General features: G+C 35.5%; 22 protein-coding genes. 5 read left to right on the forward strand and 17 right to left on the reverse strand.

All coding sequences use genetic code 11. The features are described from left to right. Positions 1–243: 243 nt before the first annotated feature. Positions 244–1,206: an alpha/beta fold hydrolase gene (locus KYG33_RS04530; RefSeq protein ID WP_219072762.1), complete on the forward strand. Its 963-nt coding sequence runs from the start codon at positions 244–246 to the stop codon at positions 1,204–1,206. Between the two features lie 118 nt (positions 1,207–1,324). Here the strand turns inward: KYG33_RS04530 and KYG33_RS04535 are convergent, their stop codons facing one another. Both KYG33_RS04535 and KYG33_RS04540 read right to left on the reverse strand, forming a co-directional pair. Beyond that, on the reverse strand, positions 1,325–1,996 hold the full coding sequence (locus KYG33_RS04535; protein WP_219072763.1) for a hypothetical protein: 672 nt from the start codon (positions 1,994–1,996) through the stop codon (positions 1,325–1,327). 173 nt (positions 1,997–2,169) lie between these two features. Continuing rightward, a complete protein-coding gene (locus KYG33_RS04540; protein ID WP_219072764.1) occupies positions 2,170–2,757 on the reverse strand; it encodes a Crp/Fnr family transcriptional regulator in 588 nt (195 codons plus the stop codon). A gap of 352 nt (positions 2,758–3,109) precedes the next feature. On the opposite strand from KYG33_RS04540, the gene KYG33_RS04545 reads away from it, so the two are divergent. Then, positions 3,110–3,871 (forward strand): hypothetical protein, encoded by a 762-nt coding sequence (locus tag KYG33_RS04545; protein WP_180563843.1) that lies wholly within the window; start codon positions 3,110–3,112, stop codon positions 3,869–3,871. Positions 3,872–3,993: 122 nt separating this feature from the next. Continuing rightward, the gene (locus KYG33_RS04550; RefSeq protein ID WP_219072765.1) at positions 3,994–6,183 is read left to right on the forward strand and encodes a B12-binding domain-containing radical SAM protein; all 2,190 of its coding nucleotides are present in this window, start codon (positions 3,994–3,996) and stop codon (positions 6,181–6,183) included. 223 nt (positions 6,184–6,406) lie between these two features. Here the strand turns inward: KYG33_RS04550 and KYG33_RS04555 are convergent, their stop codons facing one another. From KYG33_RS04555 to atpD, 3 genes are all read right to left on the reverse strand, one after another. Next, positions 6,407–7,225, reverse strand: coding sequence for a hypothetical protein (locus KYG33_RS04555; RefSeq protein ID WP_219072766.1), 819 nt, complete (start codon positions 7,223–7,225; stop codon positions 6,407–6,409). 78 nt (positions 7,226–7,303) lie between these two features. Continuing rightward, positions 7,304–7,585, reverse strand: a complete 282-nt coding sequence (locus KYG33_RS04560) for a FoF1 ATP synthase subunit delta/epsilon (RefSeq protein WP_077417074.1) — start codon at positions 7,583–7,585, stop codon at positions 7,304–7,306. 88 nt (positions 7,586–7,673) lie between these two features. Continuing rightward, positions 7,674–9,182, reverse strand: a complete 1,509-nt coding sequence (gene atpD, locus KYG33_RS04565; protein WP_077417072.1) for a F0F1 ATP synthase subunit beta — start codon at positions 9,180–9,182, stop codon at positions 7,674–7,676. 216 nt (positions 9,183–9,398) lie between these two features. Here atpD and KYG33_RS04570 point away from each other — a divergent pair, with 216 nt between their 5' ends. Continuing rightward, the gene (locus tag KYG33_RS04570) at positions 9,399–10,319 is read left to right on the forward strand and encodes a bifunctional riboflavin kinase/FAD synthetase (protein WP_077417070.1); all 921 of its coding nucleotides are present in this window, start codon (positions 9,399–9,401) and stop codon (positions 10,317–10,319) included. A gap of 40 nt (positions 10,320–10,359) precedes the next feature. Here the strand turns inward: KYG33_RS04570 and KYG33_RS04575 are convergent, their stop codons facing one another. Then, entirely contained in the window at positions 10,360–10,839 is a 480-nt protein-coding gene (locus KYG33_RS04575) for a YbaY family lipoprotein (protein WP_257468922.1), read from the reverse strand. A gap of 83 nt (positions 10,840–10,922) precedes the next feature. Then, on the reverse strand, positions 10,923–11,276 hold the full coding sequence (locus tag KYG33_RS04580) for an MmcQ/YjbR family DNA-binding protein (RefSeq protein ID WP_077417067.1): 354 nt from the start codon (positions 11,274–11,276) through the stop codon (positions 10,923–10,925). Positions 11,277–11,394: 118 nt separating this feature from the next. On the opposite strand from KYG33_RS04580, the gene KYG33_RS04585 reads away from it, so the two are divergent. Further along, positions 11,395–12,051 carry an NAD(P)H-binding protein gene (locus KYG33_RS04585; protein WP_077417065.1) on the forward strand — a complete coding sequence of 219 codons (657 nt, stop codon included), beginning with the start codon at positions 11,395–11,397 and terminating at the stop codon, positions 12,049–12,051. 108 nt (positions 12,052–12,159) lie between these two features. On the opposite strand, the gene KYG33_RS04590 is transcribed toward KYG33_RS04585, so the two are convergent. The 10 genes from KYG33_RS04590 to KYG33_RS04635 all read right to left on the reverse strand — a co-directional run bounded on the left by KYG33_RS04590 (position 12,160) and on the right by KYG33_RS04635 (position 21,633). Next, entirely contained in the window at positions 12,160–12,675 is a 516-nt protein-coding gene (locus KYG33_RS04590) for a VOC family protein (protein WP_317619677.1), read from the reverse strand. Positions 12,676–12,750: 75 nt separating this feature from the next. Then, complete coding sequence (locus tag KYG33_RS04595; protein WP_219072767.1) at positions 12,751–13,326, reverse strand: glutathione peroxidase; 576 nt, start codon at positions 13,324–13,326, stop codon at positions 12,751–12,753. A gap of 35 nt (positions 13,327–13,361) precedes the next feature. Then, positions 13,362–14,024, reverse strand: coding sequence for a histidine kinase (locus KYG33_RS04600; RefSeq protein ID WP_077417061.1), 663 nt, complete (start codon positions 14,022–14,024; stop codon positions 13,362–13,364). Positions 14,025–14,123: 99 nt separating this feature from the next. After that, on the reverse strand, positions 14,124–14,846 hold the full coding sequence (kdsB, locus tag KYG33_RS04605; RefSeq protein ID WP_077417059.1) for a 3-deoxy-manno-octulosonate cytidylyltransferase: 723 nt from the start codon (positions 14,844–14,846) through the stop codon (positions 14,124–14,126). Between the two features lie 141 nt (positions 14,847–14,987). Then, complete coding sequence (locus tag KYG33_RS04610) at positions 14,988–15,974, reverse strand: phosphatase PAP2 family protein (protein ID WP_077417057.1); 987 nt, start codon at positions 15,972–15,974, stop codon at positions 14,988–14,990. A gap of 129 nt (positions 15,975–16,103) precedes the next feature. Further along, positions 16,104–16,694 carry a hypothetical protein gene (locus KYG33_RS04615; RefSeq protein WP_180563845.1) on the reverse strand — a complete coding sequence of 197 codons (591 nt, stop codon included), beginning with the start codon at positions 16,692–16,694 and terminating at the stop codon, positions 16,104–16,106. Between the two features lie 113 nt (positions 16,695–16,807). Next, positions 16,808–18,061, reverse strand: a complete 1,254-nt coding sequence (locus KYG33_RS04620; RefSeq protein ID WP_180563846.1) for a pyridoxal phosphate-dependent aminotransferase — start codon at positions 18,059–18,061, stop codon at positions 16,808–16,810. Between the two features lie 22 nt (positions 18,062–18,083). Then, positions 18,084–18,995 (reverse strand): hypothetical protein, encoded by a 912-nt coding sequence (locus KYG33_RS04625; protein WP_077417053.1) that lies wholly within the window; start codon positions 18,993–18,995, stop codon positions 18,084–18,086. 18 nt (positions 18,996–19,013) lie between these two features. After that, positions 19,014–20,729, reverse strand: a complete 1,716-nt coding sequence (locus KYG33_RS04630) for a phospho-sugar mutase (protein WP_219072768.1) — start codon at positions 20,727–20,729, stop codon at positions 19,014–19,016. A 202-nt stretch (positions 20,730–20,931) separates the two neighbouring features. Beyond that, the gene (locus tag KYG33_RS04635; RefSeq protein WP_077417047.1) at positions 20,932–21,633 is read right to left on the reverse strand and encodes a GIN domain-containing protein; all 702 of its coding nucleotides are present in this window, start codon (positions 21,631–21,633) and stop codon (positions 20,932–20,934) included. Positions 21,634–21,660: the final 27 nt, after the last annotated feature.

Here is a 21,660-nt window from a genome sequence, read left to right on the forward strand (position 1 = left end):
GTTATTAGGGATTATAACGCTGATTCCCAAAAAATATTTGATTCATAAAAAGAAAACACCTGCTCTCCTAAATCTCCTGACTTTGGAGCACGTGTAAAGGAAACAATCTTATTGACCAGCTCAAAGTGAGGAGACTTTACGCAGCAGAAGGTAATAGATATCATTTATTTTTGACTGCTGACACACTGCTGTCACCTTACTGATGTAAGTTTGCATCATTAATTAATCTTTAAAAGAATAAAAATGACAAACGAAATGAGCTCAGTATTGAAGCCAACCCATTTTCCCAACCCTACTCTTATTTCAGTGAATGGTATAGAACTGGAAGTTTTTGAAGCAGGTAAACAGAATGCTGGAAAACCTATTGTACTTTGCCACGGCTTTCCGGAACATGCTTTTTCCTGGCGTCATCAGGTTTCAGCATTGGTTGCAGCTGGTTATCATGTGATCATTCCCAATCAGAGAGGGTATGGGAATTCATCCCGGCCGGCCGAAGTAACCGAATATGATATTGTACACCTTACAGGTGACCTGGTCGCACTACTCGATTACTTTGGATATGAAGATGCCACTTTTGTTGGTCACGATTGGGGAGCCAATGTTGTTTGGAACCTGGCACTATTGCATCCTAAGCGGGTAAATAAAATAATAAATCTGGCCTTGCCTTACCAGGAGCGCGGAGAACAACCATGGATTGAGTTGATGGAAGCTATATTTGGAGGAGACTTCTATTTTGTCCACTTCAATCGACAGCCAGGAGCAGCAGATACTATAATGAATGAAAACACCTCTCAGTTCCTCCGTAACATATTCCGCAAAAATGTACCTGCAACACCACCAGAACCCGGAATGCTAATGATCAATCTTGCAAGAGCAGAAAATCCACTGGGAGAACCCTTAATGAAAGACAACGAACTGTCTGTATTTGTTTCTGCTTTCGAAGCATCAGGATTTACAGGAAGTATCAATTGGTACAGAAACCTTGATAGAAACTGGCACTTAATGGCGGACGTAATCCCAATCATTCATCAACCGACTCTTATGATATATGGTGAACAGGACACAATTCCCAAATCTGAAAACCTGAAAAATATTGTTCCTAATCTGGATATTGTGAGTCTGGATTGCGGCCATTGGATTCAACAAGAAAAGCCAGAAGAAACTACCCAAGTAATTTTAAAATGGTTAGAAAAACAGAATGCTTAACAAAGAAGTAAAAACGTATTTTCCTTAAAGCCAAACAAGTCTAGCCTTCCTTCAATAAGTTGGAATGAAGCCGCTCTCAAAGTCAGGAGACATTGTGTTGCAGAGAAATAAAAAACACTTATATTTTTCTAATTGTATTCCGCGTAAGACTGATATAATTAAACATACAAAATGTTGCTGCCGCCCCGAAAGTATGCCATAAAAAATGGGTTCCGAAACTGAACCATTCCCATTTATCAGCGATACGGAAGGTCAATGCAAAAACAAATGACAATACAGCAAAGCCTACCCATTTGCCAGCTTTCCATTGGGTATACATCAAATAACGCAATACCGAGAAAACTACAAATGAGGCCATGATTGCATAATTTAGGTTGATAAAAAGAGATGGATTATCTATCAAAATCCAGTTTCTCAAAGCAAACATAAGCAGTACATATACGAGAACCATTACAACAGCATAATACCATCTGGTGCTCTGCGCTATAAAATAAAATCCGGCAGACAGGCAGAGCAGCATGATGGGCAGCCAATCCATCATAATAAATACCGGCCATTGTCTGAATGAATGATAAACAGTTCCCCCTATGGCACCAATATATAATAAAACCAAACAGTAGGTTAAAAAAGGATATTGTTTAAAATTACCTTTCATTTTAAGGGTCCAAAAAATGGCTATGGCTAAAAAAAATACAGCTGTCACCGCATTTAACGGCTCAGGAAAAAACTGAGCCATATCTGTTTCTTTATATAACATGCCTCCGTCCGGAGGTAACTGATGTATTGGCATTGTCCTTTTTATATTTGTTCATAGGCATGCTGTAGAACACAAAATGCAAACAGAGCCAATTTTATTTAACATGAGTAAATTATTCTAAAATACTCATTTATTTCTCAAAATATAGAAAATTGATTTAATTTTTTAGTTAATTCTTTATAAACAATTTTTCCAGGGTATTATCATCAGTTTTTGATTCGCCGCTGGCGGATTTTGCTTAAGAATTGCGGAGTAATTCCAAGATAGGAAGCAATCTGTGTATTGGGAAGCCTGTTGGCCAGCTGAGCATAATGTTTGAGGAAAAATTCATATTTTTCTTCTCCTGTGGCACTTATATTCTGGAGTACCCTATTTTGGAGCTCGATGAATTTCTGTTCGATAATTATTCTGAAGTTTCTGTCAAATTTGGGATAATAAGTATAAAGATACCAAAGATCATTTTTTTCAATCTGCAAAACAGTAGAAGTTTCAAGAGCCGCAATGTACAATTGACTTGGTTTTTTATTATGAAAACTGTCTATATCCACAATCCAGTCATTCTCTGCCGCAAACTGGAGATTATGTTCTTCGCCGTTACCATCTATATTGTACATTTTTAAACATCCTGAGACAACAAATGTATAATATTGACACACTTCATTTTCTTTCAGAATAAACTGTTTTCGTTTGATTCTCCTTTCAACAAAACGTTCATTCAACACTTCAATTTCTTTCTTTGAAAGCGGAATATAGCTTTTAAAATATTCTACAAGCGGAATGGTTTCTTTTGACATTGTAAATAAAACTTGTTATATAGATTCTGAATAAATCACCATAACAATATATCAAAAAAAACTGAACAGATACACATATGAAAAGCTTCAAAAAAAATAATATCAAAATATAAGCTCAACAATGTTCTTTTTTATATCAACAATCATAAAACAATATGCAGAAGCTCAAAAAACAGATTATTTGTGAAAAAAATATAATATTTGAACGTAAGAAATCACCCATAAGAAAAATATTTGAAAAAATAAATACCTTACTTTCTGGCATAACAAAATTTATCTGATTATATTGCATCTGTCTATTAATAAGTGTTTCCCCCACTGAACAGACCAATGTATATACTTTTAAAAGCCGATGAAAGAATTACAAAAACTCACCAAAGATCAATTATACAAAAAACTCAAAGAAAAATCTGAAAATCTATATACCATTGCCCATGAAGCGCTGGAAAATAATTTCTTTAATGAAAGCTCTTTAGATGAAGAAAGTCTTGCCGAGTTTCTTGAAATGCTGGATGAGGAAACAGCAGAAAAAATAAAAGATGCTTCCCTTCACATTAATAATGAAAATGACGCTCCAGAGATTGTCCTTATAGAGAACGAAAACAGCACTTCCCTTGAATTGATTACCGATGAAAATGAGGGCTATAAAATCATTTTCATAGAAGGTGACATTCATTTATCCGAAACCCTTTTTGTTGAAGACTATATCGTTCTTATTGCAACAGGTAATATACAGGCAGAAAATATTATCATCAACGGTTCACTGTACTGTTCCGGAAATGTTACCAGCAAAGTATTATTCGGAGCATCTGGTAATGATAATGAAACGTATATCGGTGGAAGTATTATGACTTCTCTGATTGCAGAAAACGGACATTATACGGTTGCAGAAGGCAATATATATTCCAGGTATTTAATTAGTTTTCATAACGAAATAACAGGAAAAACCGGAAAGTTCATCGAAAATATCAGCATGGAAAAACCAAGTGAAATTGGACTGTTGAATCCCGAAATTCTTGACGAAGACGGATATTTTGATGAAGATTCTTTTTTAAACTTTATTGATACCAATCCTCCGGATGCCTTATTTGTAAAACCTACTAACTTATTTTGATACATCCCACAGCAACAGATTGTTATAAACCAGAACTCTAAAGACTTTTCATCACTGTTTATAATCAGGAGAAAAAATTTTTTTCTAAAAAAACTTTAGAATAACTTTGCAAAAAATTTCTGTTGAAAGACCTGCTTCTTATTACTCCGCCTTTTACACAACTTAACACTCCTTATCCTGCAACTGCTTATATTAAAGGATTTTTAAATACCAAAAATATTTCCGGTTATCAGGTAGATTTGGGGATTGATGTTATTTTGGAATTATTTTCAAAAGACGGAATTCAGAAGGTTTTCAGCAAAAAAACTGATCTTCATGATACCTCTGAAAATTCTCAGAGAATCTATGCCTTAAGAGAAGAATATATCAAGACCATAGATCAGGTTATTCTGTTTTTACAGGACAAAACGCCCACTTTGGCAAGACAGATCTGCAGTATGAACTTCCTTCCTGAAGCTTCCCGTTTCAACCAGCTGGATGATATGGAATTTGCTTTTGGAAATATGGGTCTGCAGGACAAAGCCAAACATCTGGCAACCTTATACTTAGAAGACATATCTGATTATATTGTTGAAAATATTGATCCTGATTTTGGTTTCAGCAGATATGCTGAACGTCTCGGAAAAAGTGCCAATTCTTTTGATGAATTGTATTCAAAATTATCTGGAGGCTCAACATTTATTGATGAATTTACTTTAAAAATTCTTCGTGAAAAAATAGAAACGGTTCAGCCGAAACTGGTTTGCTTTTCAATCCCTTTTCCCGGCAATCTGTACTCTGCTTTCAAATGTGCGCAATGGATCAAAATGAATCATCCTCACATCAAAATTGCGATGGGTGGAGGTTTCCCCAACACCGAATTAAGAGAAATTAAAGATCAGAGAGTTTTTGAATTCTTTGATTTTATTACCCTAGATGATGGCGAACTTCCTATTGAACTTCTTCATCAAAATTTAGAAATTTCCAATGGAGAAGGTGAATTTAAAAGAACTTTTCTTCTCGAAAATAATGAAGTTGTTTATAAGAATAATTCAAAAAGACACGACTACAAACAGGCTGATATCGGTACTCCGGATTATACAGATCTAAGACTGGATCAATATATTTCCGTTATCGAAATCGCCAATCCCATGCACAGTTTATGGAGTGACGGAAGATGGAACAAACTCACGATGGCCCATGGATGCTATTGGGGAAAATGTACATTCTGTGATATTTCTTTAGACTATATCAAAATCTACGAGCCTATTTCTGCTAAGATCCTGGTAAACCGAATTGAAGAATTGATCAGAACAACAGGTGAAACAGGATTCCATTTTGTGGATGAAGCTGCACCGCCTGCTTTGATGAGAGAGGTTGCTTTGGAAATTCTCCGAAGAAATCTTGTCGTTACCTGGTGGACGAATATCCGTTTTGAAAAAAGCTTCACCAGAGACTTATGCTACCTCCTGAAACTTTCGGGATGTGTTGCTGTTTCCGGAGGACTTGAAGTGGCCAGTGACCGATTGCTGAAATTAATTGACAAAGGAGTTTCTGTAGAACAGGTTGCCAACGTAACAAGAAATTTTACAGAAGCCGGAGTTATGGTGCATGCATATCTGATGTATGGCTACCCTACCCAAACCGTTCAGGAAACAGTTGATTCTTTGGAAATGATCCGGCAGATGTTTGAAATGGGAATTCTTCAAAGTGGTTTCTGGCATCAGTTTGCAATGACTGCCCATTCTCCTGTTGGAATGAAGCCTGAGGATTTTGGAGTAATTCCTATAAAACAAGAAATTCTGTTTGCCAATAATGATATAGACTTTCAGGATAAAACCGGAATTGATCATAACAAGTTCAGTTTCGGATTGAAAAAATCTTTATTCAATTTTATGCATGGAGTGAATTTTGAACTGCCACTTCAGGAATGGTTTGATTTTAAAATTCCAAGAACAACTATTCATCCGGATTATATCCACGACTGTCTTTTAGAAGATGGGCAGTTTCAACTGAAGACCAATTCGAAAGTTGTCTTTCTGACCAAAAATGTAATCGCTGAGAATCGCGTAAAAAATAAAAAGAAATACTCTGGTACATATACGATCCTTACATTCCACCTAAAAACCAATATTGTAAAGGTTGAACTGGAACAGGAAAAGGCAGAATGGCTGATGAATGTATTGGAAGAAAATTCTATTGAAAACTCAAAAAAACCTACTATTCAACAACTTAAGAATCACTTTGAAGAGAATTTTGAAGATTTTGAGCTATTCTGGTTCTCAAAACCAATGCAGCAGTTGAAGGAAAATGGAGTGATTTTAAGTTTATAAAAATTTTCAATTTTTTCTCAGGGATTTTTAAAAATAGGAAGTTTTGTGCTTTTTTATATCCTATGGGATGATTAAGCTCCATTTTACTTTATGAAAATTATTTTGGCTGAAGCCAATTGTCACTTTATTAAACGAACAAACGGGCTAAAGCCCGTTTCTATTAAATATTATTTCTCTCGAATACAGATTACAAATTTTACAAATCTGTTTTCTCTTTAAAGCATTAATTAGGGGTTTCTTTTGAAACAGTACCCACAGATACTTTTTCCTGAATTTTAATAAAATTAGGATCCATAATAGCCATGCGTTCTGCAAGGGCTTTATAAGTCGGGAACTTTAGAATAGAAGCTCTCCCAGACATTTCTTTGTAAATCGTGAAAGATTTTCCGCCTGCTGTCTTTAATTGCTTTGTGGTCGTAATATACCTGCCGATTAGTTTGCTTTTGGCATCATAAATCTCAATATCTATAGGTGTTTTATCCATAATTATATCCTGTGAGCCGAAACTTACAGGCAGATTGGTAAAATATCCCACCGGAACACCATTACTTAAGATCTCTCCCACTTTATTGACCTCAATATTCATCTTATCAATTTTCTTTCTGATCGTGTATGCATCTTTCGTTTTGCTGTCCAGCTTTCTTTTCGGAACATTTGAAAAGATCTCATCAAGGTTTTTCACATTGATCCCTTTATTATCAATGATTTTAAGATCCTTAACCGAAGTAAAAACTGCTGACTTTTCTTCACCGGAGAACGCTGAAGGTGATGAATAATCAATTTCAATCGTTTTGTCCCTGTTATATACTCTATTGATACTGATATAGCTGTCGCGAACAGAATCAACGATACTTTTATCAATGAATTTTATAATATACATTGGGGTTTCCTTCAGATCCATAAACGTATATTCGCTGGATTTGTTAGACAGTTTCGCTACCGGAATACCATCCAGATTGATTATTCCTCTTTTGGTTTTGATATTCTGAGCTTGAAGGAAAACACCCAGAACTGTAAAGAATATGATTATGCCTCTCTTCATACAATCAAACTTTTACAAATAAAAAAAGTGTAACACAAAGTTACACTTTCTTGAAAATATATTTAGCTTTTCATTTAATTATTCACAAAGGATAATACCTTTATCATGATTAAATTCTACAACACCGCTTTTGATAGCATAAGCAAAAACAGAGTCTTTTCCAGCTTCTTTGGTAAAGTTTTTAGCAAAAGCCTCATCAATAGAATTAGCAAAAAGCTTTACATTACCTCCGATCAAAGAAGAAACAATTCCCGCGTGGTTTTTCATGATGTGAAATTCACCATTTTTTCCAGGCAATAATACTGAGTCTACTTCTCCTTCAAAAACTACGTATTCTGGTGTTAAAATTTTTATATTCATTTTAATTTAGATTTGAAGATTTCAGATTTCAGATTTCAGACAACCTTAAAGTCTCATGTCTGGTATCTTTTATCTTTATGTCTAATTATTAAGCGTTTTCAGCTAACATTTTTTGTCCTGCTTCGATAGCTTCTTCGATAGTTCCTTTCAAGTTGAAAGCAGCTTCTGGCAAGTGATCTAATTCACCATCCATAATCATAGTAAATCCTTTGATTGTATCTTTAATATCTACCAATGATCCTGGAATACCTGTAAACTGTTCTGCTACGTGGAAAGGCTGAGATAAGAATCTCTGAACTTTTCTTGCACGGTATACAACAGATTTATCTTCTTCAGAAAGTTCTTCCATACCAAGGATTGCGATGATATCCTGAAGAGCTTTGTATCTTTGAAGAATTTCTTTTACTCTTTGAGCACAGTCATAGTGTTCCTGACCGATAACTTCCGGAGCAAGGATTCTTGAAGTAGAAGCCAATGGATCTACCGCTGGGTAAATACCTAATGAAGCAATCTTTCTATCAAGTACCGTAGTTGCATCCAAGTGAGCAAAAGTAGTTGCAGGAGCCGGGTCAGTTAAGTCATCCGCAGGTACGTATACCGCTTGTACTGAAGTAATTGAACCATTTTTAGTTGAAGTAATTCTTTCCTGCATCGCACCCATTTCAGAAGCAAGAGTTGGTTGGTAACCTACCGCTGATGGCATACGACCAAGAAGTGCAGATACCTCAGAACCAGCCTGTGTAAAACGGAAGATGTTATCTACGAAGAAAAGTACGTCTCTACCTTGTCCGCTTTCTCCACCGTCTCTGTAGTACTCAGCTAATGTAAGACCAGAAAGTGCTACTCTAGCTCTTGCACCTGGCGGCTCGTTCATCTGTCCGAAAACGAATGCAGCTTTAGAATCTTTCATAGCTTCTAAATCTACTTTAGAAAGATCCCAACCTCCGTTTTCCATAGAGTGCATGAAATCATCACCATACTTGATAATTCCTGATTCCAGCATCTCTCTCAAAAGGTCATTTCCTTCTCTCGTTCTTTCACCTACTCCGGCAAAAACAGAAAGACCTCCGTGTCCTTTTGCAATATTGTTAATCAACTCCTGAATCAATACTGTTTTACCTACACCGGCACCACCGAACAAACCAATTTTACCTCCTTTTGCGTAAGGCTCAACTAAGTCGATTACTTTAATACCTGTAAATAAAACTTCTGCAGAAGTTGAAAGTTGATCAAATTTTGGAGCTGGTCTGTGAATTGGTAGACCACCCTCCTTAGAAATATCTTGAAGTCCGTCGATAGCATCACCAACAACGTTGAATAGTCTTCCGTTTACAGCCTCTCCGATTGGCATCATAATAGGATTTCCGTATCCAATTACGTCCTGCCCTCTTTTAAGACCGTCAGTAGCGTCCATTGCGATACATCTTACTGTATCTTCGCCAATATGTTGTTCTACCTCTAAAACTACTTTTTCACCGTTTTCTTTTGTAATTTCTAACGCGTCATAGATTGCTGGAACAGCTTCCACATCTGTGAAGACAACGTCGATTACCGGACCAATAATTTGAGAAATTTTACCTTTAATTTGGTTTGCCATTGCTAAATTTTTTCTTGGTGCAAATATAGTGATTCTTCATAAACCCGCAATTGGTAAAAAAAAGATTTTTATCATGCTTTTGAGAATAGATTATTTTAGTATTATAACGATATAACAATGAATAGGTGCTGCAATAGTAAGGTTATAGGTATTACTCCATTGTTATATTGATACATTGGTACATTATTTCTATATTTGCAGTCAAATTTTTCCGTTTTGAAAGTTTTCAAGAATTTTACAGATTATTCCTCACAGAAGCCTTTAGCATTGTCTTTAGGAATGTTTGACGGGGTACATCTCGGGCACAAGAGTATTATTGATGAACTGACGAAAGTAGGTACAGAGAACAATCTGGAAACTGCTATCCTTACTTTCTGGCCGCATCCAAGGTTTGTTTTTAATCCTAATGAAGATTTAAAACTTCTGAATACCTTAGAAGAAAAGAAACAGCTGGTTGAGAAGTATGGTGTTGATAATCTGTTCCTGAAGGAGTTTGATGAAGAGTTCAGAAACTTAACCGGAGAAGAATTTGTACGTCAAATTTTAATTGATAAACTCAACGTTAAATACCTTATTATAGGATATGACCATTCTTTCGGAAAAAACAAGAGTGGAAATTTTGAACTTCTTCAAACATTATCCAAGGAGCTTGATTTTGATGTTGAACAAATGGAAGCAATCAATATTCACGAAAACAATATCAGTTCCACGAAAGTACGTAATGCCCTTTTAACAGGAAATATTAAGGAGGCCAACGAAATGCTGGGATACTCCTACTCTGTTTCAGGAACGGTAGTTCACGGGAAGAAAATCGGAAGAACAATTGGCTATCCAACGGCCAATATTGATACGGAATCAATTAAACTTTTACCTAAAAAAGGAGCTTATATTGTAGAAGTATTCATAAAAGGCAACCAATATAAAGGAATGCTGAGTGTGGGAACCAACCCTACGGTAAATGGAGAGAAATTAACTGTGGAAGTTTATATCCTTGATTTTGATGGAGATATCTATGATGAAGAAATTACGGTAAGTTTCAGAGATTTTCTTCATGATGAAATCAAATTTGAAGGTCTTGAAAAATTGATTGAAAGACTGGACGAAGATAAGAGGTTAACAGAGAAATTTGATTTTTAAGATATCAAAAAGGCTATTCAGTGATGAATAGCCTTTTTATTTATTTCAATATTTTTAAGTATATTTTCTGAGGTTCACTACTTAGTTTCACGTTAGGAAACTGTTTGTCATAATCAACAAAAATATCCCCTTTTTCATCTGCTTTTCCGTTTCCGTCAGAATCCCAGCTTATTGTTACATAATATTTTGCCGGTCCTGCAGGTTTTGGATTGATTTTGCTTTCAGCATCTTTGGGTACTGGCAGGTCAATAGTGAACGGTACAGATTTCTGCTCATACTCTTTTTCTGTAATTAAAGTGGCAGGAGCATCTGCCAGTTTTTCATCCATTCCGTGTAAGCTTACTTTAAGTTTTGGATTTTTAATCGTAAAATTCTCTGTTCCTGAAAATTCTATTTTAAGATTTTCTGAAGCTGAGACAGCAGAAGCCGGATTTTCAGCAGTGCTTTTCTTTACTGATTGGGTGCAGCTTGACAACATCAATGTACCTGCTGCTACGAATAATAAAAGGTGATTTCTCATTTGTTATTTATTTTGTTAACATTAATCATGTATTTCACTGACCATATGTAACAAATTCCATACCTTAAATTATTTTTATTATTTTATAAAGAATTTACTGCATTCTGAGCCTTCTTTGTCAGGGATTTAAAAACCAAATCATAGGAATGGTCAATGAGTTTAAAGATCATATCTCTTTTCAAACCATCTGCTGTTACAGAATTCCAATGGGTTTTGTTCATATGATAAGCCCCTGTAATCTGAGGATACTGTTCACGAAGCTCTGCACTCCATTCAGGATCTGTTTTTACATTAATCGCTAAGGGTTGTCTTTCAAGCCCCATCAGTAAAAACATTTTGGTGTCTACTTTCAACACAAGGGTCTCGTTATCAAACGGAAAGCTTTCCGTAACTCCTTTTTTCGCAAGACAGTAATCTAAAATTTCGTTGGCATCCATATCAGAGATAAGTAATGAGTGATCAATAATTAGTAATGATTAAATGATATAATTCTTTAATCTTTAATTCAAATTTAGTAAATTTAAGAAAGAAATAATCTCACAAATCACAATTATTATGAAAGCTTTGGTAATAGGTGCTACAGGCGCCACGGGAAAAGATCTTGTCAATCAGCTATTGAATGACAAAGAGTTTGACGAAGTGGATATTTTTGTTAGAAAACCTGTTGATATTCAGGATGAAAAGCTTAAGGTTCATATTGTGAATTTTGAAAAGCCTGAAGAATGGAAAGATATGGTGAATGGAGATGTGGCATTTTCGTGCCTGGGAACTACTTTAAAAGATGCAGGAAGTAAAGAGGCCCAAAAGAAAGTAGATTTCGATTATCAGTATGAATTTGCAAAAGCTGCGAGAGAAAATAATGTGGAAGATTATATTCTGGTATCCGCTTATGGTGCCAATCCGCAATCCAAAATTTTCTATTCTAAAATGAAAGGTGAGCTGGAAGAAGCCGTAAAGCTGCTGCATTTCAATAAGATCACTATTTTCAAACCGGGAATGCTTGAACGGACAAATTCTGAGAGAACCGGAGAAGTTCTTGGCAGCCGGATTATAAAATTTGCCAATAAACTGGGGTTATTAGAAAGCCAAAAGCCACTCCCCACCAATATTCTGGCAAAAGCAATGATAAAATCTTCAAAAATAAAAAGTAACGGATACTCCAGTATAAAGCTTGGAAATATTTTCTGTTTTGCGGAAAAGACTAATGAATAAAAGATTAGAGGTACTGGCTTCGGGTTAATGCGGTTTGGCTTTGTTATTAATTTCCCTAAAACCTAAGCCCTAACCCCTATTACATATTACCTATTACCTATTACAAAATTACTTTGTGGTTTTACTTCCCATTTTTTGTCCCAGCTTTTCATATTCAATATCATTAGGTTCCCAAAGTTCTATTTTGTTGCCTTCAATATCCATAATATGGACAAATTTCCCATATTCATAAGTCTCCATTTTATCAACAATGGTTACATTTTCTTTTTTAAGCTGCTCGATCAGTTTTTCAAGATTTTCTACCCGATAATTGATCATGAAATCTTTCTCAGAAGGCTGAAAATATTTTGTTTTTTCACTGAAAGGACTCCATTGGCTAAATCCTTTTTTAGATTGATCTGCTCCCTGATACCACTCGAATACAGCTCCGTATTCATTGGTCACAAGTCCCAGATGGCTTTCATACCATTCTCTCATCTTTTTAGGATCTTTACATTTAAAAAAGATTCCGCCGATACCGGTTACTCTTTTTGTTTCATCAGATTTATTTTCTGTAACGGCTTTAAAAGCAAATCCTGACATAAAAGCTGCCAGAATAGAAAGGGTAAAAATTATTTTCTTCATAAGAAATCATTGATGGTTATAAAAATAAAAAAAGTGGATGTAAACACCCACTTGTAAAAATATACTTTTTTCTCTTTATTTCAGATACTTTGTAATCGCCTCATCAGTAGGCTTTGTAGTACTTACAAAAGAATCAATCAATTTTCCGTTTTCATCAACCAGGAATTTGGTAAAGTTCCAAAGAATGGTTGTATTTTTTACTCCGTTTAATTCCTGTTCTGTTAAATACTTGAAGATCGGGGCGGTATCATCTCCTTTTACGGAGACTTTAGCTGCCAAAGGGAATGTCACTCCGTAATTTTTCTGACAGAAAGCGCCAATTTCGGTATTGGTTCCAGGTTCCTGTTCGCCAAAATTATTGGCAGGGAATCCTACTACAACCAGCTTATCTTTATATTCCTCATATACTTTCTCAAGATCAGCATACTGAGGAGTAAATCCACATTCTGAAGCGGTATTGACAATCAGGATTTTCTTTCCTTTGAAATCTGCAAAATTGATTTCTTTCCCGTCAAGACTTTCTACTTTGAAGTCATATATTGTTTTTCCCATAAGTTCAGTGGTTTTGGCTTTAGAAATTTCACTTTTTTGATTGGTGCAGCTTTGCAGGAATGCTATACAAGAAAGCAGCAGTAAAAAAATATTTTTCATTTTTTATCATTTTATGCAGCCGGGCTGCAGTTGAATTAAAACTTAAAAATGTTAGCCGGAAAAACTTTGTTGATTTCTACTTTGTTCAGTAACATCACATAATCTCCGTCTTTTTTGGTACTGGAAGATTCAATTCTGAAAGGCATAATAATATTTCCTACTTTTTTATAGTCAGAATATATCAGCGTTTCATCTTTTTTCACTTCTTTTAAAAGCATATAAGTCTTTGTATCAAAATAATACATATTCTTATTCACATTTTTGGTAAGTTCTACTTTATGACAGTAGATGTCTCCTACTTTTTCTTTTCCAAGATATTTGGCATCAAAACCTTTGTTTTCCCAATCAATGAAGTCATTATCAAAACTTTCCGGTACATATTCAGGGTATTCCTGAAGTTTATTGGCGGCATAATTCATTGCATATCCTTTGGTACCGTCAAAACCTTCAATTGCAGTTTCTTTTCCGCCGGTAGTAATTAATGTTTTAGTAAGATTTGGACGCTGCTGATAAATTTTTATCGGATATTCATCTTTGATTCCCAATACTACTTTTCCCTGAAGCAATACTGAATTCAAAAGTTTCCAATTGGTTAACCCTCCGGATAATTCAATGTTTTTGTCTATAATTTCCTTTGCAGTCTGCGCAAATGTTAAATACGAAAATATCAGTCCAAATACTAATAGTAACTTCTTCATTAATTTTATTTATAAATTCAAATATAGGGGGATTTATGTACAATTGCAAAAAAAGGCGAAAGAGCGAATCTGTGAATCTGCTTTTTGCCTCTACATTATTTAAATCAGCTTTCTGGCTTTTTCAAGATCTTCCGGTGTATCAATACCCACTCCTACGAAATTGGTTTCTATCATTTTGATCTTCATTCCGTATTCAAGATAGCGGATGCATTCGATTTTTTCAGATATTTCCAATGGTTTCATTTCCAGTTTTGAAAACTGCAATAGCGCTTCCTTCCTGAAAGCATATACCCCAATATGTTTAAAATAGCTTATACCATAGGAAACTTCCCTGTGAAAAGGGATTACAGAACGGCTGAAATACAAAGCAAAACCATTGTTATCTGTAATAACTTTTACATTATTAGGATTTTCAACTTCCTCTTTCTCATGCAGCTGTATTTTTAAAGAAGCTAAAGAAATTTCCTGCTGATCATCATGTTTAAAGACTTCAATCAGCTGATGTAAAGGTTCCAGTTTAAGGAAAGGCTCATCACCCTGAACATTGATCACGATATCGCAGTCTATATTCTGTACAGCTTCGGCAATACGGTCGCTTCCAGTCTCGTGCTGTCCTGTCATAACAGCTTTTCCACCGTTTTTTTCGATTTCATCAAAAATAATTTCAGAGTCTGTTGCCACAAAAACTTCGTCAAATAGCCCGGTTTCCACTACGTTCTGATAAGTGGTAGTGATAACGGTTTTTTCTCCTAAAATCTGCATTAGTTTCCCTGGAAAACGGCTCGCTTCGTAACGTGCAGGGATGACAGCTATTATTTTCATTCAATAAAAATATTAAGTAAATCTCTTTAATTCAACAGGTTTCATTGCAATATTTGTAAAAGCTGCAATAATCCTTTTATCTTGAGATCAAATGTAGTGAAAAGTATCTTATTTACTCTACAAAACAGAGTTTTTGGCAGCTTAAAAAGAGAGTTTTACACCTACCATATTATATTCCCATTGGCGGGATGCCGTAAAATTCAGATTATATTTTGTTTTTCCGATGGTGCCTTCTGATGAAGTATATCGGCTTTTTGATATTGTTTTTCCAATAAAATATCCCATTAATAAAGCGAGCGGATAATCTGAAGCCCAGTGAACTTTACTTTGCATCATCTGAAAACATAAAGCTCCTGCTAAAGTGTACCCTATCGGTTTGATCCATACTGCATCCGGATAATTATCTGCAATCACTGTAATTCCAGCCATAAAGGTTGTTAAATGTCCTGACGGCATCGCATCATAGTTCGAGGTATTCCTGCCAAATTCTGAAAAGCTTGGAAAAGGATTCCAGGCACCTCCTTTATTTCCGTTGATCTCTGCAATAAAAGGGCTTTCTCTTCCGGTAATTCTTTTGATAGTTTGGGTGAAAACTCCGGAAAGAATTAAACTTTCCATCAAACCACTGGCTGTAGCCTGTGCCCTGTAATCATTTTTAATCAAACCATACGTTCCAAAACCAATGCCCAGTAAGACCAGTGTGGAACCATTTCCTATCAGATATAAGGTAGATCCAATATCTTTAGGGATTTTAAAAACACCACCTATTTTGTTGTAGTTATTGTCTTTATCCATTCCCCATCTTTCTCCCAACTCTCTTGAATTGTCAATCAGTTTCTGATCAAATGGCAAGAGAATCAGAGTAGCAGCAACGGCACCTCCAAGATAATAAGCATGATCTTTGGCAACGAAATCTTTATTTGTATTGATAAAGTTTCTGGGTAATTTCGTTACAAAGTCCAATAATTTGGGTTTTGGGTAAGTTCTGACAGAACCGTCTTTCAAGGTATAAGTCTGTACTTTTTGCAGCTCAGATTCCTTGGGCAATTCTTTTACTTTCAGTGTGTCAACTTCTTGTGAGCATACCAATATTGAAACTGGTAAGAGTAGAAATCTCAGTTTTTTCATCGTGTAATTTTCAACTTTATTATATTCAGGTGTGTGTAAAAGCCTCAAAGGTAATTCCTAGTTGAGCTTAGTACAAAGAAGTTGTTTAATTTTTAATATTTATTTAATCTTTTACGGATAAACGCACATCTAATTCAAATATTTGATGAGAAAAATAACTCCGTACATCCAGGAAATGTACAGAAAAGAGTAAAAAAAACCGAATCCAATGCTTTTTAAGAAATCGCCTTTACATTTTCCTGAATTTTTAAAAACCAATCTGAGTGCCCTGAAAAACACCCAATACAAGCTGGCAGTCAATAATAATATAGCCGACCAAAAGAAAAGTCCCAAAAAATAAGAAAGAAAGATCAACAAAATTGAAAATACAATCCACAAAAGAATGGAAATGATAATGCCTCCTATTCCATCGCCTACAGCTGGGGGATCAAATTCAAAACCATTAAGTTTTGGGGTTTTATCAGTATATCTTTGTATTCTTTCTTTGTTTAAAACATTCCCGACATTGTCTTTCAATTTCAAGCCATAATACAGTCCTGCACTGATAAACAGAAAAAATGTTCCAGCCAAAAAAGAGGTTGATACAATAGAATTCTGAAATAGAGAGCGATGTGCTGCTTTTCCGGAAAGCCAAACGCTTAGAATTACTACTGCAATAATCACCAGCGTTGAAAAAAACAGATATTTTGTTTCCAGAAAAGATTTCCGTGGAAGTTTCATGGTTTATATTGTATTTGAAACGCTTCGACTCCGCTCAGCCTGACACTATTAATATAAATTTAATTTTAATGATGTCATGCCGGACAGAGTCGAAGCATATTTTTATGTAAAGCCTATTTTAAATTGTTCAAAGCACTTTCCAGTTTTGGAAGCATTACTTTGATCTCATCTGTAGCCAATCCTCCTACAGAAGCACGGAACCAAGGTTCAGATTTGTCTTCTCCGAAGGCTGAGAATGGTACTAAAGCCACCCCTGCTTCATTGATCAGGTAAAATACCAGGTCTGAAGAGTTTTCAATGATTCCTCCATCGGGTTTTGTTTTTCCGATATAGTTTAACTTAATCGTAAGATAAAGAGCTCCCATGGGTTCGATACTGTCTACTGAAAGTCCTTTTCCTTTTAAATCCTGAACTCCGTTGTGAAGAACTTTTAAACTTTCTTCAAGTTTACCTTTAAAATCCTCAACAAAAGTATCTACATTCTCTGGGTTTGCATAGAATTTAGCCGTAGCTTCCTGCTCTGGTTTTGGTGCCCATGCTCCAACGTGAGTAAGAAGTGCTTTCATTTTATCAAGAATATGAGCAGGCCCGAATCCCCATCCTACACGTACTCCTGTTGCTGCAAGGCATTTGGAAATACCATCGATGTAGATTGTATAGTCTTTCATTTCAGGGAAAAGAGAAACAGGATCTACATGCTCAGCGCCAAAAGTAAGACAAGAATAGATCTGGTCATACATTAAGTATAACGGTTTTTCGTCTGCCCCTCTTTTTTTGTTTTCAGCGATGACCAATTCACAGATTTCTGAAAGCTGCTCTTTTGTAAACATTGTTCCTGTAGGGTTCAATGGTGAGCAAAGTGCTAATAATACAGCTCCATCCAGATGAGGTCTTAGATCATCTGCTGTCGGAAGAAAGTTAGTTTCAGGTTTTGTTTTTACTTCTACAGCATTGGCAGAAGTAAGATAAGCATAGTGATTGTTGTTCCATGATGGTGTAGGATAAACTACTTTATCTCCTTCGTCTACAATTGTTTTGTATACCGCATAAATCAAAGGTCTTGATCCTGCCGTAATCAAAATATCTTCTGGAGAATAGTCCAGGTTCCATCTTTTTTTAAGGTCTTTGGAAACTTCTTTTCTTAAAGATAAAAGTCCATTTGCAGGCGGATAATTCGTCAGATTATTCTGATATGCTTTCTGAATCTCTTCCTTCAGCAATGCCGGAATAGGATAGATATTAGAATTCAGATCACCAATAGTAAGATTGGCAATTTCTGCTCCCTTTGCTTTTAGATCATTTACTTCGTTACCAATTTTTACAATTTCAGAACCGATCAGGTTCGCTGCTAATTTTGAAACTTTCACTTTTTCTTATTTTAAATTTATATTATCGTTCTCCATTGATCTTTTCATCTATTTGATCTACCGGCGTTTGCGCATCAAAAAGAGTAATTATTTCTTTTGCTTTTTTTGCCGTATTGGAATTCGGATATTTTTTAATAATCCTGTTGAATTCCGCTCTGTTTTCATCGTTTAGTTTTCCTGTTCCTTTGTCCTGATCTCTTTCGTAAGTGGGTGTATTATCCATTCCCAAAAGATAATCAGACAAATATATTTTATAATCCTGTTCTACAGCTTTTAAAAGGTTACTCTTAGGATATTTCTTCATGAAATTTTCCCAAAACATGAGCCTGTCTCCAAGCTGTTCCCAGGTAATTATCAGTCCTGCATCTGCAGCATAATTGGATTCACTTTCTTTATCAGTCTGTGAAATGTAGACTTCATAATCAGGAGTTACCTTATTTTTAAACAGAGAAGAATAATATCCGGGCACAGTCCATATTTCAGTCATCCCTTCTCCTACTTCCCTGAACTCAAGGCCTTCTTTTTTCAGTTCTGAAGCTATTTTTTTAACATTGTCCGGCAAATTGTACTGATCCTTATCATAGTTATAATAATTCACATATTTATCTAAAATATCAGTATGTAAGCTCATCAGACATTCTGTATACTTTCCTCTTATTTTTAAATAATCTTCGTATACATTGTCATTCTGCTCCGGACTGTTTCCAGCCATTTCTTTTTCGATTTTTGTACGGTACCATTGAAGTGATGTGATATAATCCTCCGTTTTATGAGCTGGAGAACATGCTGTATCTATCGGTTTGTACTGATCTTCTTTGGTTTCTGTAGTAGCAATCGAATCATTTTCAAGTTTTGTCTCTGAAACTGCAGTTTCCTTTTTACAGGAAACTACAGCTGCAGAAAGCAGGCAAACCGCTATTATTTTTTTAATCATCTACTATTTTTGGGGAAATTAATCCAGTTTCAAATCTGTTTTAACGGCCCCTATTTTAGTTTCCAATGATTTTAATTTATCTCTGAAATCCGCTTCTGAAGTAATAGAATCCTTCACTGAAACATAGAACTTGATTTTTGGTTCTGTTCCTGAAGGTCTTACGCATACTTTTGTTCCATCCTGTGTGTAATAAATCAATACGTTGGACTTTGGAATATCATTCATTACTTTTTTCTCGTTGGTAGAAATGGTAAGGCTTGTCTGTTCTTTGAAATCCTTTACTTCTTCCACTAATGATCCTGCCAATTCTTTTGGAGGGTTTTCACGGAAGTTTTTCATCATATTCTCGATCTCTTCAGCGCCTTCTTTTCCTTTTCTTACAATGTTGATTAATCCTTCGTAATACATTCCAAGATCTTCATAGATCTCGATCATGTACTGATACATTGTTTTTCCGTTGGCTTTGCACCACGCTGCAATTTCGCAAGCTAAAAGGATACTTCCACAAGAATCTTTGTCACGAACGAAATCTCCGGTCATAAATCCGAAACTTTCTTCACCTCCACACACAAATTTTTGTGTTCCTTCTGCTTCACGGATCATTTTTCCGATCCATTTGAATCCGGTAAGACCTACTTTGCACTCTACTCCGAATTTCTGAGCGATATCAAAGAAGATATCTGAAGTTACAATCGTAGAACCTATAAATTCTTTTCCTGTAATTCTTCCCTGTTTTCTCCATTCATTCAGGATATAGTAGGTAAGAATGGTATTGGTCTGGTTTCCGTTCAACAGCTGCATTTCACCATCAAGATTTCTTACCGCAATTCCCAATCTGTCACCATCCGGGTCTGTGCCAATCACGATATCTGCATTCGTAATTCTTGCAAGATCCATTGCCATTTCCAATGCTGCAGGCTCTTCCGGGTTTGGAGAATCTACAGTAGGGAAATTTCCGCTTGGGATCATCTGTTCTCTCACAAGATCTATTTTTTTGAATCCTGCTTTTTCAAGTGCTTTAGGAACAGTGGTATATGTTGTTCCGTGGATTGATGTGAAAACTATATTTAAATTTTCTTTTCCAACATTCTGATAGGTAGAGTTTTCAATACATGCATCGATATATACATCGTCCTGCTCCTCTCCGATCCACTCGATAAGATCATCATTTCCGTTGAATTTAATTTCTTCAAACTTTACAGAATATACTTCATTGATAATGGCTTCATCATTAGGCGGAACAATCTGAGCTCCGTCATTCCAGTATACTTTATAACCGTTGTATTCCGGCGGGTTATGAGAAGCTGTCAATACAATTCCCCCGTTACATTTTTTATCACGTACTGTGAAAGACAATTCCGGAGTGGGTCTGTGATCTTTGAAAAGCAGTACTTTGATTCCATTGGCTGTCAAAACATCAGCTACCAGCTTTCCGAATTCTTTTGAGTTATGACGAACATCATAAGCAATAGCTACTTTGATCTCTTCTCCTTTGAATTGCTGCAGCATATAGTTCGCCAATCCTTGTGTAGCCTGTCCTAATGTATATTTATTCAAGCGGTTGGTTCCTACTCCCATTATTCCACGCATTCCTCCTGTCCCGAATTCCAGTTCTCTGTAGAAAGAATCTTCCAGATCTAGAGAATTGCTGTCAATCAGTGATTGTACAGCCTCTCTTGTTTCTTTATCGAAGGTATCACTTAACCAAAGTTTCGCTTTTTCTAGTGTATTCATATTTATGTCTAAGTTTTTTAAGCTGGAAGAGAGAAGCTGGAGGCTAGAAGTTATATTGTGCCTGCTTCAAAATTCTGGCTTTGTTTTTATTTTTTCTATTTTTATTTTTAAATATGTTTGGAAGCAAATTTCTAATCTGGAAAATAAGAAGTATGAAAAACTAATAGTACTCCCATCTTCCAGCTTCTGACTTCCAGCCAAACTACTCTAATTTCTTATTTTCAACTTTCGTTGTTTTCTCTATTTTAAAAGCTCTGATAGGGTCGTTGTAATAGATAAATTTTGCAGTATTCTGAATATGTCCTTTTAAAGAATCTTTTACATTTACTTCTGCATAATTCCCGTTTTTAGAGTCGATATTCAAATTGGTAATTTTCCAGTATGGAGCAATTAAACTTGCTGTATCTGAAATCTTTATAACGGCATCTTTGGACAATCCAAGGAAATTGGCGCGGCTTCTGTTGTGCATTTCCACCTCTGCTCTTCTGGTATTTACAGACCCCATGAAGCTTGCATTATTTTTCATGCTAAGTCTGAAATTGTCTGTCTTTATTTCACTTGAAATATTCACTTCCACAGAATCAGAAACAGCTACTTTTTCCAGGTTATATTTTGAATAAATTGTTACATTATAAAAATCCACTCCTTTAGTACCTCTTTTTTCTTTGATGAAAAGGGTCTTATCTTTTACATCCACATCAAGGTTATTAGCAACATTCGGATAGGTTTCTATTTCCACAAAATTCTTAGGCCCTTTGGCATAAAATACACGGAATTTCCCTTCCAGATCAAGGTTTACAAACTCCGAAACATCCACATCCTTCTTTTCAATATTTCCTTTCGGAGAAACTTTTCCACAGGAAACTACTGCCATCAGCATTAATGTGTATACAACTTTTTTCATATTTAATTTTAAATATTCTATATTATA

The organism is Chryseobacterium sp. D764 (assembly GCF_019317325.1).
Taxonomy (GTDB): domain Bacteria; phylum Bacteroidota; class Bacteroidia; order Flavobacteriales; family Weeksellaceae; genus Chryseobacterium.

What these genes read in the sequence shown, in the direction of transcription:
- KYG33_RS04630 (WP_219072768.1), bottom strand. Translation starts at nt 20,729, where the DNA reads ATGAATACACTAGAAAAAGCGAAACTTTGGTTAAGTGATACCTTCGAT.
- kdsB (WP_077417059.1), bottom strand. Translation starts at nt 14,846, where the DNA reads ATGAAAATAATAGCTGTCATCCCTGCACGTTACGAAGCGAGCCGTTTT.
- KYG33_RS04610 (WP_077417057.1), bottom strand. Translation starts at nt 15,974, where the DNA reads ATGAAAAAACTGAGATTTCTACTCTTACCAGTTTCAATATTGGTATGC.
- KYG33_RS04585 (WP_077417065.1), top strand. Translation starts at nt 11,395, where the DNA reads ATGAAAGCTTTGGTAATAGGTGCTACAGGCGCCACGGGAAAAGATCTT.
- KYG33_RS04600 (WP_077417061.1), bottom strand. Translation starts at nt 14,024, where the DNA reads ATGAAGAAGTTACTATTAGTATTTGGACTGATATTTTCGTATTTAACA.
- KYG33_RS04560 (WP_077417074.1), bottom strand. Translation starts at nt 7,585, where the DNA reads ATGAATATAAAAATTTTAACACCAGAATACGTAGTTTTTGAAGGAGAA.
- KYG33_RS04540 (WP_219072764.1), bottom strand. Translation starts at nt 2,757, where the DNA reads ATGTCAAAAGAAACCATTCCGCTTGTAGAATATTTTAAAAGCTATATT.
- KYG33_RS04615 (WP_180563845.1), bottom strand. Translation starts at nt 16,694, where the DNA reads ATGAAACTTCCACGGAAATCTTTTCTGGAAACAAAATATCTGTTTTTT.
- KYG33_RS04580 (WP_077417067.1), bottom strand. Translation starts at nt 11,276, where the DNA reads ATGGATGCCAACGAAATTTTAGATTACTGTCTTGCGAAAAAAGGAGTT.
- KYG33_RS04590 (WP_317619677.1), bottom strand. Translation starts at nt 12,675, where the DNA reads ATGAAGAAAATAATTTTTACCCTTTCTATTCTGGCAGCTTTTATGTCA.
- KYG33_RS04635 (WP_077417047.1), bottom strand. Translation starts at nt 21,633, where the DNA reads ATGAAAAAAGTTGTATACACATTAATGCTGATGGCAGTAGTTTCCTGT.
- KYG33_RS04555 (WP_219072766.1), bottom strand. Translation starts at nt 7,225, where the DNA reads ATGAAGAGAGGCATAATCATATTCTTTACAGTTCTGGGTGTTTTCCTT.
- KYG33_RS04625 (WP_077417053.1), bottom strand. Translation starts at nt 18,995, where the DNA reads ATGATTAAAAAAATAATAGCGGTTTGCCTGCTTTCTGCAGCTGTAGTT.
- KYG33_RS04575 (WP_257468922.1), bottom strand. Translation starts at nt 10,839, where the DNA reads ATGAGAAATCACCTTTTATTATTCGTAGCAGCAGGTACATTGATGTTG.
- KYG33_RS04595 (WP_219072767.1), bottom strand. Translation starts at nt 13,326, where the DNA reads ATGAAAAATATTTTTTTACTGCTGCTTTCTTGTATAGCATTCCTGCAA.
- KYG33_RS04530 (WP_219072762.1), top strand. Translation starts at nt 244, where the DNA reads ATGACAAACGAAATGAGCTCAGTATTGAAGCCAACCCATTTTCCCAAC.
- KYG33_RS04535 (WP_219072763.1), bottom strand. Translation starts at nt 1,996, where the DNA reads ATGCCAATACATCAGTTACCTCCGGACGGAGGCATGTTATATAAAGAA.
- atpD (WP_077417072.1), bottom strand. Translation starts at nt 9,182, where the DNA reads ATGGCAAACCAAATTAAAGGTAAAATTTCTCAAATTATTGGTCCGGTA.
- KYG33_RS04545 (WP_180563843.1), top strand. Translation starts at nt 3,110, where the DNA reads ATGAAAGAATTACAAAAACTCACCAAAGATCAATTATACAAAAAACTC.